Source organism: Hyalangium sp. (assembly GCF_045802625.1).
Lineage (GTDB): Bacteria > Myxococcota > Myxococcia > Myxococcales > Myxococcaceae > Hyalangium.
In genome coordinates this window covers 1-14,895 of record NZ_JBJMQP010000191.1, presented here as the reverse complement: position 1 = coordinate 14,895, position 14,895 = coordinate 1, and the positions used below count along the sequence as shown (strand labels likewise).

Below are 14,895 nucleotides of genomic sequence, written 5' to 3'. Positions count from 1 at the left end.
GCGATCCAAGGCCGCCGTGGAGGCGGACACCACTTCGCACACCCAGTCCGGAGCCAACGTGAACGCCGCGGTGCGAGGTGGCTGCGGCATCCGCTCTTGCAGCCAGCCAGCGATGTCCGGCACCAGCACATCGTTACTCAGGTGCACCTCTGGCTTGTTGAGGATGACCCAGCCGCCCGGCCCGTCCTGGCCTCGATCAAACGGGTTCATCAACTCGCCGCTCAGCCTCGAGGCCGCTACGGCATGAAGAAACGACAGCCGAGGGCTGACATACAGCTCCCCGTTGATGAGCTCCCCCACGACGTTGTCGGGCAGTGCCTCCAAGTCCGCGTAGGTGGCGGATTTCCGTTCCATTGACATGGCCCCCTCAGTTCCCTGGGGCTGACTCGTGACGTCAGTGTCCCAGGGCCTGACCTCTCAGGTTGTCCCGAGCAGGCGAGGCGTGCAAGAGTAGAGATCCGCCGCACAGCAGTCGCACTCGCAGCATCCACACGAAAACGGGAGGGAAGTCATGGCCAAGCCGATTCCGGAGGGGTACCACACGGTGACGCCGTACTTGATCGTCAAGGGCGCAGCTCGCGCACTGGACTTCTACAAGAAGGCCTTCAACGCCACCGAGCTCTACCGCATGGAGGGGCCAGGCGGCACCGTCGGCCATGCCGAGTTCAAGATTGGCAACTCGATCATCATGATCTCCGATGAGTCCCCCCAGATGGGCGCGAAGAGCCCCGAGACGCTGGGTGGCTCTCCGGCCGGGTTCTGCATCTACGTCGAGAACGTGGACGCGCTCTTCAAGCAGGCCATCTCCGCCGGCGCGAAGGAGGAGCGGCCGCTGAAGGATCAGTTCTACGGCGACCGCTCCGGCATGGTGCGTGATCCCTTCGGTCACCAGTGGACCCTCGCCACGCACGTCGAAGACGTCGCCCCTGAGGAGATGAAGCGCCGCATGGACGCGGCCATGAAGCAGGGCCAGATGTAGCTCCTGGCTCGGGCGAGGGCCGCTCTGGCGGTACTTCAGGCCCTCGCCCCTCAGCCCGCTGGACGGCCGGACAGCCCGAGTGTGGGCATGTAGGCAGCCGGAAACACCGAAAGCTTGCGGACTCCTGGAGGGTTTTGTTAGGAACCCGCCCGCCCTGGGCTCCATTCTGGGCGGTAGGACGCAGCAACCCACTACTCACACGCTCGTGCCGGCAACCGGTGCTCTGCTCACGCAGGGCAAACGGCCGGAGCTTTTACCGGGCGTGGCGGAACAACCGGAGAAGCAAGCACATGTCGACTGACACTCATGAGACTCAGGCGCAGGCCATGGCCGCCGCCAGCGGTATCACCATGAAGCAACTGCTGGAGGCCGGCGTTCACTTCGGCCACCAGACCAAGCGCTGGAACCCGAAGATGAAGCCCTACATCTTCGGCGCCCGCAACGGCATCTACATCATCGATCTGCAGAAGACCGTGGTCATGGCCCGCTCGGCCTTCCGCTTCGTCGCGGACATCACCTCGCGCGGCGGCCACGTGCTCTTCGTGGGCACCAAGAAGCAGGCCCAGGACGTCATCCGCGAGGAGGCCGCTCGCGCCGGCCAGTTCTTCGTCACCAGCCGCTGGCTCGGTGGCACCCTCACCAACTTCAAGACCATCAAGCAGGGCATCGATCGCCTCAAGACCCTGGAGAAGATGTCCGAGGACGGCACCTTCGATCGCCTGCCGAAGAAGGAAGTGGCCTCGCTGGAGCGCGAGCGCGAGAAGCTCGAGAAGAACCTGGGCGGCGTGAAGGAGATGTCCAAGCTGCCCCGCTGCGTGTTCGTGGTCGACCCGAAGAAGGAGCACATCGCCATCCACGAGGCCACCCGCCTGGGCATCCCCGTGATTGGCGTGGTCGACACCAACTGCGACCCGGACGGCATCGACTTCGTCATCCCCGGCAACGATGACGCCATCCGCTCCATCAAGCTCTTCACCTCGAAGATCGCCGACGCGTGCCTCGAGGGTGCCGCGCGCTACCGCGCCTCGGGCGCCGCCGAGCGCGACGAGCAGGAGGAGCGTGAGGGGGGCAGCGAGCGCCGGGAGCGTGACGACCGCCGGGGCCCGCGCCGTGGCGACCGGGGTGATCGCGGTGATCGCCGCGGGGGCGATCGCGGCGGCGAGCGCCGGGGCCCCCTCGTCGAGATGAAGGGCGCTGCTCCGAGCGCGACCGAGCCCACCGAGGGTGAGGCGGCCGAGGGTGGCGCTGAGGAGACGCCGGCCGAGTAGGCCCGCGCTCACGCACCAGCACTGAAGTTGGCCGGGTGGTGGGGACCCTCTCCGCCCGGCCTTTTCCTTTTCCCCCAACGACGTAACTGAACCTCAACGCCCCGGACGGCGCACGGCGCCGGGCAGGCGGGGCCTGGAGAAGCACATGGCCGAGATCAGCGCCACGATGGTGAAGGACCTCCGCGAGAAGACCGGCGCGGGCATGATGGACTGCAAGAAGGCGCTCTCCGAGACCGGCGGCGACTTCGTCAAGGCCGAGGAGTGGCTGCGCAAGAAGGGCATCGCCAAGGCCGGCAGCAAGGAGGGCCGCGTCGCGGCCGAGGGCATCATCGCCACCTACGTCCACGGCGGCCGAATCGGCGTGATGGTGGAGGTCAACTGCGAGACGGACTTCGTGGCTCGCAACGAGGACTTCCAGGCCCTGGCCAAGGACATCGCCATGCACGTGGCCGCGGCCAGCCCGCAGTACGTGCGCCGCGAGGAGATCCCCGCCGACGTGCTGGAGAAGGAGAAGGAGATCCAGCGCGCTCAGCTCAAGGAGCAGAAGAAGCCCGAGGCCATGTGGGACAAGATCCTCGTGGGCAAGATCGAGAAGTACTACGAGACGGTCTGCCTGGTGGACCAGCTCTGGGTGAAGGACGACAAAAAGAAGGTCGGCGAGATGGTCACCGAGCGCGCCGCGAAGATCGGCGAGAAGGTCTCCATCCGGCGCTTCGCGCGCTTCATGGTGGGCGAGGGCATCGAGAAGAAGAAGGATGACCTGGCCGCCGAGGTCGCCAAGACGCTGGGCACCGGCAAGGCCTAGCCGCGCGGTCGGCCCTCGGGGCTGACGTGGGGCCGCGCCCTCGGGTCCGTGAGGACTTGGGGCCGCGGCCCTTCGCGTTTTCCGGGGCCTGCTCGGGGGACAGGCCAGAGGGTTCGCTGGAGACGGATCCCCACCTGGTGCGTTGACTCGAACGTTGATCGAGGGCGGGGTGGGGGATATGAGCGGAGCCGCATGTCCGACCCGACCCGCTCCCTCCGTTACAAGCGCATCCTCCTCAAGCTCTCGGGCGAGGCCCTCATGGGCGATGGCAAGTACGGCATCCACCCGCCCACCCTCACCCGCATTGCCGCCGAGGTGAAGGAGCTGGTCCAGGCCGGCGTGGAGCTGGCCGTCGTGATTGGCGGCGGCAACATCTTCCGCGGCGTGGCCGGGGCCACCGAGGGCATGGATCGCGCGAGCGCCGACTACATGGGCATGCTCGCCACCTGCATCAACTCCATGGCCATGCAGGACGCGCTGGAGAAGCAGGGCGTGTTCACCCGGGTGCTGTCGGCCATCAAGATGGAGCAGATCGCCGAGCCCTACATCCGCCGCCGCGCGGTGCGCCACCTGGAGAAGGGGCGCGTGGTCATCTTCGCCGCGGGCACGGGCAACCCCTACTTCACCACGGACACCGCCGCCTCCTTGCGCGCCATGGAGATCAACGCCGAGGTCATTCTCAAGGCCACCAAGGTGGACGGCGTGTACAACGCGGACCCGAAGAAGGACGCCGCGGCGCGGCGCTACCGCTCCCTCACGTACATGGACGTGCTCAAGCAGAACCTGAACGTGATGGACTCGACGGCCATCTCCCTGTGCATGGACAACAAGCTGCCCATCATCGTGTTCGACATGACGGTGCGCGGCAACATCGGTCGGGCTGTGCTGGGCAACGGAGATATCGGTACAGTGGTGGGTGCGGCCGAGACGGTCTGGGCCTGAGCTTCTCCTTCCTAGGAGCACACAATGGCGAACGAGGATGTCGTCAAAGAGTTGAAGACCCGCATCGACAAGACGCTCGATGACCTCAAGAAGGAGCTGTCCAAGGTGCGCACCGGGCGCGCCAGCACCAGCCTGCTGGATGGCATCCGCGTGGACTTCTACGGCACGCCCACCCCGCTCAATGGCGTGGCCAGCGTGCAGTCCCCCGAGCCGCGGCTCATCACCATCAAGCCGTGGGACAAGAGCGTGCTGAAGGAGATCGACAAGGCCATCCGCGAGGCCAACCTGGGGCTGAACCCGATGAACGACGGCGAGATGATCCGCCTGCCGTTCCCGCCGCTCACCGAGGAGCGCCGCAAGGAGATCGCCAAGCAGGTGAAGTCCAAGGGCGAGGAGCACAAGGTCGCCATCCGCAACATCCGGCGCGACTCCAACGAGGTGCTCAAGACGCAGCTCAAGGACAAGAAGATCACCGAGGACGACAACAAGCGGCTCCAGGAGAAGGTGCAGAAGGAGACCGATGCGGGCGTGGCCGAGGTGGACAAGATCATCGCGGCCAAGGAAAAGGAAGTCATGTCGGTCTGATTTGGGGGTTTAATGGGGCCCATGCGCTCCGCCCTCATCGCCGAGCCCGCCATCCCCGTCGCTACGGCCCTGCGCAGGTTTCTCGAAAGCGCGGGCTACGCGGTCATTGTCGTCAGCACCGCCTCCGAGGCGCTCCGGGAGGTTCGGACCAGCCCGCCCGAGGTGGTGCTGGCCTCGCTGACGCCCACCCTGGATGGCGAGGAGCTGTGCCGGGAGTTGAAGCAGGAGGCGCCGGGCATCCCGGTGCTCCTGCTCTACATGCCCGAGGAAGAGAACCCCGAGGAGCGCTCCGCGAAGGCTGGCGCTGATGCCTGCCTGGTGGGCCCGCTCAAGCGCACCACGGTGGTGACGTGCGTGGGGCTGCTGCTCCAGCTCTACGAGACGCGCGCCGCCTCCCGGCCCCCCGCGCCCCCGGCTCCCCCGGAGGCCGAGTCCGAGGACTCGATGGCCCGCAAGCTGGGGCTGGAGGGCCCGGGCTCCGCGGACTTCGACTTCCTCAAGCGGCTGCTGCTCATGGAGGTGAAGCGCAGCCGGCGCTACCGCTACCCCATCGCCCTGCTGCTGCTGGAGCTGGATCAGCTGACCGAGCGCACCGCGCACCTGGGGGCCTCGCAGCGCACCACGCTGCTGGCGGAGATGCTGGGGCTCATCTCCGGGGGCGTGCGGGACATCGACGTCATCGTCCCCACCACCGAGGGCAAGTTCGTGGCCTTCTTCCCGCACACGCCGAAGGTGGGCGCGCTGATAGTGGCCGAGCGCCTGCGGCAGCGGCTGAAGACGCTCTCGCGCCTGCCGAACATGTCGGTGTCCATGGGGCTGTCCGTCTTCGAGCCCTCGCCCGTGCGCGGGCAGACGCAGGTGAGCTTCGGCAACCTGATGAAGGACGCCAGCGAGGCGCTGCGCAAGGCCCAGGCCGACGGAGGAGACCGGGTGGAGTTCATCGAGCGGGAGAACCCGGAAGGCGAGCCGCCTCCGGAGGACTGAGGCCAGACGGGCCAGGGCTCAGGCGGGGTAGGTGAAGTCCTCGCCGCTGAGCTCGCGCACCACGTCCGCGACGAAGGAGAAGAGCTCCAGCCCCTTGCCCTTGTCGTCCTTCCAGGTGCCGGAGGCGTCGTCGTAGGTGAAGTGGATGCCCTGGCCCTTGCCCGCCACCCAGATCTGCCGCACGGCGCGCTGGGTGTTGACGATGCACTTCTCTCGCGAGGGCGTGGTGAGGGTGAGCATGTCCCCAGTGCTCTCGGCCTCGAGCACGTCGGGATCCAACGCATCCGCCGCGGCGAGCATGCGCTTGAAGAGCGCGGAGACGAGCTGGTTGTAGCGGGCTTCGTCCATCATCGGCGGAGGCCCTCCGGCGGCCGGTGGCGTCGGCTCACTGGATGACGTCGACCACCTGCTGGCCGGGCGCCGCGTAGAACAGGAACTTCATCTGCGTGTTCTCGCCCTCGGGGCGCTCCAGGGCGATCACCGTGCCGGGGTTCACCGGCTTGGGGAACGACTGCATGCCCAGCAGGTGAGCGGCCAGCGCTCCCATGGACGGCTGATGCCCCACGAGCACCAGGTTCTGGTCCGTGTGCTCGGCGAGCACCGTCTCCACGGCGCCCACGGGCATGTCCGGCAGCAGGCAGCGGTGGGCGCGCAGCAGGCCCTCGTACTTGGTCGCGAACGAGAGGATCTGCGCCGTCTGCACCGTGCGCACCAGCGGGCTGGTGAGAATGAGCCCGACGGGGCCCATGCGCTCGGCCAGCGAGGCGAAGTGCTGGGCAGTGTTCGCGCGGGCCTTCGCGGTCAGCGCGCGCGCCTCGTCGCCAAGACCCTCGGGGATCTCCGCGTCCGCATCGCCGTGCCTTACCAGGAAAATCCTCAAAGTCCCTCCACCTCTCGCGACAATCGAACCGCGGTTCGTACACGACCGTGGCCGGGTTGGTCAAAGGTAATGCGGGGATTGTTCAGTGGCGCGATCCCCCCCGCCAGGTTGTCGAGGAGGCGCCGGACCCTGTCCCGCTCGGCGGAAGAATATACTGCGCGCTCGTTTTCGTCTCCGTGAGGAGTGGGCATGCGTCGGTCGCTGTGGGTGCTGTACATGGTGCTGGGGCTCTCGGCTTGTAAGAAAGAGAAGGCGGAGTCCGCGCCTCGGCCCCTGGAGGCAGCCCGGCCCTCGCACGCTCCGCACGAGGGTGAGCAGGCGCAGGAGGACGAAGACGCTGGCGCCGAGTTCGGCCCGAGCACATACGCCCTCACGAAGCAGAAGCTGGATGCGTACGTGGGCTACCAGCGCAAGCTCCTGGAGGCGTACGAGAGCCTGCTGAAGGACTTGGCCAAGGTGAAGCTGGATGCCGGAAAGGGAGATGAGCTGGCGGAGGTGAACGCCACCATGAAGCTCATCGAGGGCAAGGCGAAGGCGGAGGAGGCGGCGCGCAAGGAGGCCGGGCTCACCGAGGAGGACGTCAACGGCATCGCCGAGGTGGTGACGGCGGTGATCGGCCAGCGCCAGCTCACCGCGGCGCTGAAGATGGACGAGGAGCTGAAGAAGCTCGAGGAGATGCAGGCGAAGCTGACGCCCGAGCAGCGCGAGGAGCTGGCCCCGCAGCTGGCCGCCATGCGCGAGCGCATCGAGGATCTCCAGAAGCTCACCGAGGCGCGGCGCACGTACGGCGACACCAACGTGGACCTGGTGCTCACCCGCGAGGCGGACCTGACGAAGAACTACCAGGACATGCTCAACACCTTCGGCCGGAAGTGACGGGCAGCGCCACCTCCGGCCAGCGGCTCATCAGACGCGCTTGAGCTGCGGCATCTTCTGGAGGAGCCGGGCGAGGAAGACGTCCGAGATCTTCTCCAGCACCGTGTTGCCGCGCAGGCGCTGGTTCAGGTTCACGAAGTCCACCTGATCCAGCTTCTGGTCCTGGTTGAAGCAGGAGAACACCCACGTCTCCTTGCCCGTGCGCGGATCCACGTGCTTCTGGAGGCACTGGGCGCAGATCTCCTTCATCATGCACTGCATCGGCGAGTTGATGGAGCCGATGGCCTCGTGCTCGGGCTTGAGGAAGGGCCGCAGCACGCCGTGGCGAGCCTCCTGCACCGCCCGCATCATCCGGTCCGAGCCGATGGCGATGATGCGGTCCACCTCGCTGAAGGAGATGACGGGCTTGGGCCCCAGCGTGCCCTGCGCGTAGGCGACCATCGCCTGCACCACGTTGCCTCGGAAGGAGGAGTCCTGCGGGCGCCGGGCCGGGATGAGCTCTCCGCCGTCCACCGACCAGATGATCTGATCCGTGCCGGCCTCGATCTCGTCCTGCTTGAAGCTGTCCACCTTCGTCCGGTAGCCGGCGAAGTAGACGACGCGGCAGCCCGCCGCCTTGAGTGAGCGAGCGATGGAGAAGAGCACCGCGTTGCCCAGGCCGCCGCCCACGAGCACCACCGTCTCGTTGCGGCCAATCTCCGTGGGCGTGCCGGTGGGGCCCATGAGCACCACGGGCTCGCCGGGCTTGAGCGCGGCGCACAGGCGCGAGGAGGTGCCCATCTCCAGCACGATGGTCCCCATCAGCCCCTTCTCCTTGTCCACCCACGCGCCGGTGAGGGCCACGCCCTCCATCGTCAGCAGCGTGCCGTCCACCACCGGCGCCAGCCGCTCGAAGTTCTGCAGGCGGTAGAACTGGCCGGGCTCGAAGTGGCTCGCCGCGAAGGGCGCCTTCACCACCACCTCGACGATGGTGGGCGTGAGCCGGTTGACGGCCACCACGGTGGCGTTGAAGGCCTCGTCCAGCTTCGCGAAGTGAGCGGCCAGCTTCTCGTCCCGCTTGCGCTGGGCCAGCTCGTCCAGGAAGTCCATCGACTGCAGCTCGCGGGCGAAGAGGCGGGACACCTGGGGATAGCCGTCCTTGGCGCTGGCCATGGCCTTCACCACGTTGCCCGCGTAGGTCGGGTGGTTGTCTCCGTAGAAGGAGATGAAGCGCCCGTCCTTCCGGTACGAGGTGAAGAAGCCCACCCGGGCCAGCAGATCCTCGCTGGCCGTCTCCACCGGCTTGAGCTCGAAGGTGTCTCCGGCCTCCTCCAGCTCGTGGCCCAGGAAGTACTCCTGGTTCGAGTCGAGCTGGAAGGTGCCCGGGTACTCCTTCTCGTAGGTGACGTTGGGCGAGGTTCCCGCCGCCACGCACACGGTCTTCGCGGGCAGCTCGAAGAACTCACCGCTGCCCTTGAGCTTGCCGTCCTTCGTCACCATGCGCTCGAAGCGGATGGCGCGCACCGCGCCCGTGGTGTCCGGCAGGGCCTCCACCGGGCTCATGCGCTCGATGAAGCGGATGCCCTCCTCCAGCGCCTTCACCACCTCCTCGTGGTTGAGGCGGTAGGCGGGCGACTCGGTGAGGCTGCGGCGGTAGACCAGGCTCACGCCGCCCCAGCTCCGCACCAGCCTGATGAGGTCCGGGGTGCGTCCCTCCGCGCGGGCCTGCTCGCGCTCGGCGCGCACGGCGCGGCCATGCTCCAGGAAGGTCTGGTAGGTGGCGCGCTCCTCGGCGTCCAGCTTCGCGATGACGGCGTCCTCGCCGATGTCCGCGGCCAGCCGCTCATGCCGCTCGAGCGTCCGCTCCACCTGCACCGGGTAGTAGGCCATCAGCTCCGTGGCGGTGTCGATGCCGGTGAGGCCGCCGCCGATGACGATGGCCGGCAGCTGCACCTGGAGGTTGGCCAGCGAGTCCCGCTTGAAGGCGCCCGTGAGCTGCAGCGCCATCAGGAAGTCGCTCGCCTTGCGGATGCCCCGGATGAGGTTGTTCTTCATCCCGATGATGGTGGGGCGGCCGGCGCCCGCGGCGATGGCGATGTGATCGAACCCCAGCTTCCACGCATCGTCGATGGTGAGGGTGCCACCGAAGCGCACGCCGCCGTAGATGCGCAGGTTCTCCCGGCGCGCCAGCGTCAGGTGGATCAGCGTGAGGAAGTTCTTGTCCCAGCGCACGGTGATGCCGTACTCGGACACGCCGCCGAAGCCCTCCAGCACGCGCTCGTCCAGCTCGCGGGTGATGGCCTTCCAGTCGCGGATGGGCTTGAGCGCCTTGCCGTTGCGGCCCACCAGCTCGTCATCGAAGCCCTCGATCTTCAGGCCGTCCACGCCGGTGACGCCGAAGCCCTCGTTGAGCAGATAGTGCGCCAGCGTGTAGCCCGCAGGCCCCATGCCGACGATCAGCACGTTGCGGTCGCGGTAGGGCAGCGCGAACGGCCGGCGGACGTTGAGCGGGTTCCACCGGGTGAGCAGGCCGTAGAGCTCGAAGCCCCAGGGCAGATCCAGCACGTCCGTGAGGACCGAGGTCTCCGCCAGGGGGATGTTCACCGGCTCCTGCTTCTGGAAGATGCAGGCCTTCATGCAGTCGTTGCAGATGCGGTGGCCGGTGCCCGGGCACATGGGGTTGTCCAGCACCACCATGGAGAGCGCCGCCACCGAGTTGCCCTCGCGCTTGAGCGCGTGCATCTCGGAGATGCGCTCATCCAGCGGGCAGCCGGTGAGCGGAATGCCCAGCGGGTTCTTCTTGAAGCTGTGGCCCTCGGCGACCGGGTCCTTCGCCTTGAAGCCCTTGGAGCACGAGTCCTTCTCGCGCTCGTGGCAGATGACGCAGTAGTCCACCTCGTTCATCGCGTCGCGCGGGGTGCCGCGGCGATCGGTGAGCTTGAAGCCGTCCCGGTGGCGCAGGTGGTGATCAGGACCCTCGGCGGCCTCCGGCAGGTTCGGCTCCGGCCGGTGGAGCTGGACGAGCTGATCGAACACGAGCGGCTTGGGCAGCCGGTGCGTGGGCCAGGTGTGGAACAGGTGCTGCTGCTCGGGGTGGAGCGCGCGAGCGAACGTCCAGCGGTCCGCCAGCGAGAGCAGGGCGCGGACGGCCTGCAGCTCGGCGGCGTCGTCCCCGTGGGTGACGAGGCTGGAGCCGAACGCCTCGCGGCCCTCGGCGGTGGACAGGAGGGCTTCGCGCAGGGTGGCCCAGCGGGCGCGCAGGCTCTCCGCTTGGGGCTGCTTCTCCGCGGGCAGGGCGCCGGAGAACAGGCGCTCCAGGTCCATCAAGGTGAGCACGGACTCGGCCAGGCCTCGCTCCAGATCCGTCTTCGAGGCCTCCGGGAAGCCGAGCTGCAGCAGCAGGCGCATCCGGGCATCCAGCGAGGGGAACTCGGCGAGCGTCGGCCGCTCCGGAGCGCCCTTCTTGAAGACGCGGCGGGTGATGAAGTCCCGCTTGAAGTCGAACAGCGGCAGCTCGCCCGTCAGGCGTTGGGCCAGGGCCTGCTGGGCGTCCTCGATGTTGAAGAGGCGAGCGAGGAAGCGGGCCACGTGGCGGGAGACGCGGATGAGCAGGTCCGACTGCTCAGGCCCCGAGAGGTTCGTGCCCCCGGACTTGCGGTACGTGTCGAAGGCCTGGAAGAGCTCGGGCTCGTGCTCGGTGAGCCAGGCGTCGAAGCGCTCCGCGAGCCTGCGCAGCCCGCGAGGACGGTAGAGGTCCTCGAAGGTGAACCCGGGGAGGCCCAGGGTCAGGGTAGGGCTGGAGTCAGTTGGAGGGGCAGTCAAAGCGCGCATATCACGGGTGGTGTAAGGGGCAACCTGGGGTGACGGCCCCAAAAAAGAGCCTATTTCGCGGGCCATTGCCTGGAATGCAAGCAGGCATCACTCCTGGCGCCGTGGTGGGGCGATGGGAGCGATTCTGCTGGCTTTCATCGCCCGCAGGCCAGCAGGGCGGGCGAGGGTGCTACATAGGCGCGCCATGCCTCCCGAGTCTCCAGGAGTGAAGGTGTCCACCGAGAAAGCCCTCGAAGCCGCTCGCGTTGACGGGGGGACCGTCGCTGGCTCGTCCACCGAGGGGTGGGGGCTGGCCGCCGGCTGTCTGGCGGGGGCCACGGTGCTGGGGCTGACGCTGCAGCTCACCAATGGCGCGCTGTATGGCCCGCTGCAGGAGGAGGCCCTCCATGGACTGACGCGGACGCTCCTGGTGACGCTGTGCGCGATCGCCGCCTCACGGCTGGGCCGGTGGACGCTGCGCGTCGAGGCGGTGCTGGCGGTGCTCCTGGGGGGTGCCCTGCTGCTTCAGCTCAACGAGCTGGCCGCGGAGCACCCGGGCCGGTACATGCAGCTGCAAGGGCCGTGGCCGTATGCGCCGCTCTATCTGGGGCTGGCGGCGGAGGCGCTGATCGCGGGGGCGCTGATCGCCGGCTCGGAGACGCTGCGGCGCTGGGGGGTGCCTGCTCTGTTGCTGGCGCACCTGTACCTGGGGAACTGGATGCTGCATGCCTCGCCCGCGCCTTTCATCGACGTCTTCGTCTTCCAGACGCAGGGGGCGGAGGCCTTGCTCCACAGGATCAACCCGTACTCCATCACCTTCCCCAACATCTACGGGAGCACGGCGGTCTATGGCGAGGGGCTGGTGGAGAACGGGCGGCTGCTGTTCGGCTTTCCGTATCCGCCGCTGAGCCTCTACTTGTCCACGCTCGGCCAGGTGCTGAGAGGAGATCCCCGCTACGGCCATCTGATGGCCATCACGCTGGCGGCGGGCTTCATGGCCTATGCCCGGGGCGGGAGGCTGGGAGCCGGGGCCGCGGCGCTGCTGCTGCTGACGCCGCGCGGGCTCTTCGTGCTCGAGCAGTCGTGGACCGAGCCCTTCCTCATCCTGTTCCTGGCCGCCACGGTGTTCTGCGCGTGCCGCGCTCCTCGCGCGCTGCCCTATGCGTTCGGCCTGCTGGTGGCGGTGAAGCAGTACACCGTCTTCATGCTGCCGCTGCTGCCGCTGCTCACGCCCCTGCGAGGCCGGGCGCTCTGGGGGCTGCTCTGGCGGGCGGGGGCCACCGCGCTGGGGGTGAGCCTGCCGCTCATGCTCCCCAACCTGCCCGCGTTCGTCCGCAGCGTGGTGACGCTGCAGTTCCATCAACCGTTCCGCCCGGATGCGCTGAGCTATCTGGCGTGGTGGGTGTCGCAGGGACACGAGCAGCCGCCGGTGTGGATCGCCTTTGCCGCCGTGGCCGTGGCCCTGGCGGTGGTGCTCTGGCGCGCGCCGCGGACTCCGGCGGGCTTCGCCGGGGCGGTTGCGCTCGTCTACGGCGTGTTCTTCGCCTTCAACAAGCAGGCCTTCGCCAACTACTACTACTTCGTGCTGGGCGCGCTCTGCCTCGCGGTGGCGGCCCATGCACCCTTGGAGCCGGCTTCTCCCAGGCGGTGAGCGTTGCTCTGGGCCTTGCGCACCTGCTGGGTGCGCAGGGCGCTGCGCTCTCTCGAGTCCTTCAGGACGAAGCTCACGTCGGGCGTCGTCTCCGCCTCGACGTAGATCTGGTACGAGAAGAGCGTCTTGCTCAGCCGGATCAGCGCGAGGTTGGCGCCCAGCGCCGCCTTGCCGAGCACCCCGTTGCCGAGCACCTTGGGGAAGGGGGCGGGGACGCCTCGGAGCTCCTTGATACGGAAGCCGTTGTCGCGCAGCAGGTAGCGCAGGCTCCGGAAGGTGAAGAGCCGGGTATGCGTCCGGTCCAGGATGCCCGCCTTGCCGTAGTTGAACTGCCCGGCCAGCAGCATGAGGCGCTGGACGATGAAGGCCACGTTGGGCGTGGTCAGCACCAGCTTCCGAGGCGTGTAGTCGAACTGCTGGCGCAGCTCCGCGAGGAAGCGCTCGGGATCCTTGAGGTGCTCGATGACGTCCAGCAGGAGCAGATGATCGTAGTCGTGCACGTTGAAGCGCAGCGGCTCGTCCAGGTTCTGGAGGTGGACCTGGATGCGCGGATCCGGCTTGGCGGGCGGGTGCTGATCCACCACGGCCGTGGTGCAGCCCTTGTTGACGAGCTCCTGCGCCATGCCGCCCGGCCCGGCGCCGATGTCGAGCACCTTGGCCCCGGCGGGCACCGCGTCCAGCGCCCACGAGTGGCTGCTCGCGTAGCCGAGCTTGAGATCGTAGTGCCGGTTGTCGTCGCTGATGGGATCAAAGCGGCGCTGGTAGAGCAGGCCGGCGCGGTGGAAGACGTTGCGCAGCGTGGCCAGCATCACGTCCTTGGCGTACTTCATCCCGTTCACCCGGGAGATCTCGTCTCCGTAGTAGGTGGGGATGTCCAGCTCCTGGATGCGCGCCCCCGCGTTGAGCAGCTGGAGGATGATCTCCGTGTCGAAGTGGAAGTCGTTGGAGTTGAGCGCGAAGGGGATGCGGCGCAGCGCCTCGACCGAATAGATGCGGTAGCCGCTGTGGAACTCGGACAGCCGCGTGCCCAGCAGCTTGTTCTGCACCGTGGTGAGGATCTTGTTCCCCACGTACTTGTAGAGCGGCATGCCGCCCTTGAGCGCCCCGAAGCGGCTCATCATCCGGCTGCCGAAGACGGCGTCCGCCTGGCCCGTGCGCAGCGGCTCCATCAGGCGCGGCAGCTCCTCGGGGGCGTACTGCCCGTCGCCGTGGACCATGGCGACGAAGTCGAACCCCTCGGCCAGGGCGTAGGCGTAGCCCACCTTCTGGTTGCCTCCGTAGCCCTGGTTGTGCTCGTTGCGCAGCACCGTCATCTGGATGCCCGGATGGTTCTCCTGGTACTCGCGGCCGATCTCGAACGTCCGGTCCTTGGAGGCGTCGTCGACGACGAGCACCTCGCAGTCGTACGTCTCGAACACCGAGGCGGGGATGCGCTCCAGCACCCAGCGCAGGGTGGACTCGGCGTAGTAGGCGATGACGAAGATGAGCAGCCGAGGCTGCTTCGAGGGAGCGGTCATGGAGGGGCCTCGGGGGCGGGGTCTATCGTGAGGCGCGGGGCGCTTCAAGCCGAGTGGAGCGCTCGGCGCCCATGGGAGGGGGCCCCTGTCCTCTTGCCCGGCGCTGGGGTGGGGCTACTTCGCCCGGGGGCGGCGCGGGCGGACGGGGACGACGGGGGGCTCGGGGGGCGGCGCGGTGGGAGCCTTCGCGGCCCTCAACTCCTCCACCTCGCGGCGCAGGCGGAGGACCTCGGCGGAGAGCTGGGCGTAGGAGTCCCGGACGTGGCCGTTGAAGACGCGCTGGCGGGCGAGCGTCTCGTTGATGAGCACCTGGCACGTGGTGCGGAAGGCCCACTTGGCCACCACGACGAGCTGGCCCACCCCGCCCCGGTGCGTGTGGAGCGGCATCGGCCGGCTCGGATCCGAGTGCTCCTCGAGCGCCTGGAGGTTGAAGGACAGCGGATCCACCCGGGGCTCGACGCCCTCCTCGGGCCCCTCCGCGGCCTCGGAGGTGGGGAGCCCGCGCACGCGCAGGCGCTCCTCGATGCGGGCGATCAGCTCACGCGCGGGGATGTCTCGGCCCAGCAGCTTCATCGGCGCTTCTCCTAGATGTTTAGATCGTTGTGTTGGTTATTTGTGT

General features: G+C 68.0%; 14 protein-coding genes. 8 read left to right on the top strand and 6 right to left on the bottom strand.

All coding sequences use genetic code 11. The features are described 5' to 3' along the window. Positions 1–354 (bottom strand): Uma2 family endonuclease (locus ACJ8AT_RS32375; protein WP_407741812.1); only part of this gene is annotated, 354 nt, incomplete at its 3' end. 157 nt (positions 355–511) lie between these two features. Here ACJ8AT_RS32375 and ACJ8AT_RS32370 point away from each other — a divergent pair. The 6 genes from ACJ8AT_RS32370 (at position 512) to ACJ8AT_RS32345 (ending at position 5,563) form a co-directional block, all read left to right on the top strand. Beyond that, positions 512–979 carry a VOC family protein gene (locus ACJ8AT_RS32370; protein WP_407741811.1) on the top strand — a complete coding sequence of 156 codons (468 nt, stop codon included), beginning with the start codon at positions 512–514 and terminating at the stop codon, positions 977–979. Positions 980–1,305: 326 nt separating this feature from the next. After that, positions 1,306–2,247: a 30S ribosomal protein S2 gene (gene rpsB / locus ACJ8AT_RS32365; protein ID WP_407741813.1), complete on the top strand. Its 942-nt coding sequence runs from the start codon at positions 1,306–1,308 to the stop codon at positions 2,245–2,247. A gap of 145 nt (positions 2,248–2,392) precedes the next feature. Then, positions 2,393–3,052 carry a translation elongation factor Ts gene (gene tsf, locus ACJ8AT_RS32360; protein ID WP_407741810.1) on the top strand — a complete coding sequence of 220 codons (660 nt, stop codon included), beginning with the start codon at positions 2,393–2,395 and terminating at the stop codon, positions 3,050–3,052. A gap of 192 nt (positions 3,053–3,244) precedes the next feature. Further along, positions 3,245–3,994, top strand: coding sequence for a UMP kinase (gene pyrH, locus ACJ8AT_RS32355; RefSeq protein ID WP_407741809.1), 750 nt, complete (start codon positions 3,245–3,247; stop codon positions 3,992–3,994). Positions 3,995–4,018: 24 nt separating this feature from the next. Beyond that, positions 4,019–4,579, top strand: coding sequence for a ribosome recycling factor (gene frr, locus ACJ8AT_RS32350; protein ID WP_407741808.1), 561 nt, complete (start codon positions 4,019–4,021; stop codon positions 4,577–4,579). Between the two features lie 21 nt (positions 4,580–4,600). Further along, complete coding sequence (locus tag ACJ8AT_RS32345) at positions 4,601–5,563, top strand: response regulator (protein WP_407741807.1); 963 nt, start codon at positions 4,601–4,603, stop codon at positions 5,561–5,563. Positions 5,564–5,581: 18 nt separating this feature from the next. On the opposite strand, the gene cyaY is transcribed toward ACJ8AT_RS32345, so the two are convergent. Beyond that, positions 5,582–5,914 carry an iron donor protein CyaY gene (cyaY, locus tag ACJ8AT_RS32340; RefSeq protein WP_407741806.1) on the bottom strand — a complete coding sequence of 111 codons (333 nt, stop codon included), beginning with the start codon at positions 5,912–5,914 and terminating at the stop codon, positions 5,582–5,584. Positions 5,915–5,948: 34 nt separating this feature from the next. Beyond that, a complete protein-coding gene (locus ACJ8AT_RS32335) occupies positions 5,949–6,443 on the bottom strand; it encodes a SixA phosphatase family protein (protein ID WP_407741805.1) in 495 nt (164 codons plus the stop codon). A gap of 189 nt (positions 6,444–6,632) precedes the next feature. On the opposite strand from ACJ8AT_RS32335, the gene ACJ8AT_RS32330 reads away from it, so the two are divergent. Next, on the top strand, positions 6,633–7,319 hold the full coding sequence (locus tag ACJ8AT_RS32330) for a hypothetical protein (protein ID WP_407741804.1): 687 nt from the start codon (positions 6,633–6,635) through the stop codon (positions 7,317–7,319). Between the two features lie 30 nt (positions 7,320–7,349). On the opposite strand, the gene ACJ8AT_RS32325 is transcribed toward ACJ8AT_RS32330, so the two are convergent. After that, positions 7,350–11,129: an FAD-dependent oxidoreductase gene (locus tag ACJ8AT_RS32325; protein WP_407741803.1), complete on the bottom strand. Its 3,780-nt coding sequence runs from the start codon at positions 11,127–11,129 to the stop codon at positions 7,350–7,352. A gap of 211 nt (positions 11,130–11,340) precedes the next feature. Between ACJ8AT_RS32325 and ACJ8AT_RS32320 the strand changes: the two genes are divergently transcribed. Continuing rightward, on the top strand, positions 11,341–12,759 hold the full coding sequence (locus ACJ8AT_RS32320) for a hypothetical protein (RefSeq protein WP_407741802.1): 1,419 nt from the start codon (positions 11,341–11,343) through the stop codon (positions 12,757–12,759). On the opposite strand, the gene ACJ8AT_RS32315 is transcribed toward ACJ8AT_RS32320, so the two are convergent. Then, positions 12,684–14,276, bottom strand: a complete 1,593-nt coding sequence (locus ACJ8AT_RS32315; RefSeq protein ID WP_407741801.1) for a bifunctional glycosyltransferase/class I SAM-dependent methyltransferase — start codon at positions 14,274–14,276, stop codon at positions 12,684–12,686. The genes ACJ8AT_RS32320 and ACJ8AT_RS32315 overlap by 76 nt on opposite strands. 114 nt (positions 14,277–14,390) lie before the next feature. Beyond that, complete coding sequence (locus ACJ8AT_RS32310; protein ID WP_407741800.1) at positions 14,391–14,849, bottom strand: hypothetical protein; 459 nt, start codon at positions 14,847–14,849, stop codon at positions 14,391–14,393. Between the last annotated feature and the right edge of the window lie 46 nt (positions 14,850–14,895).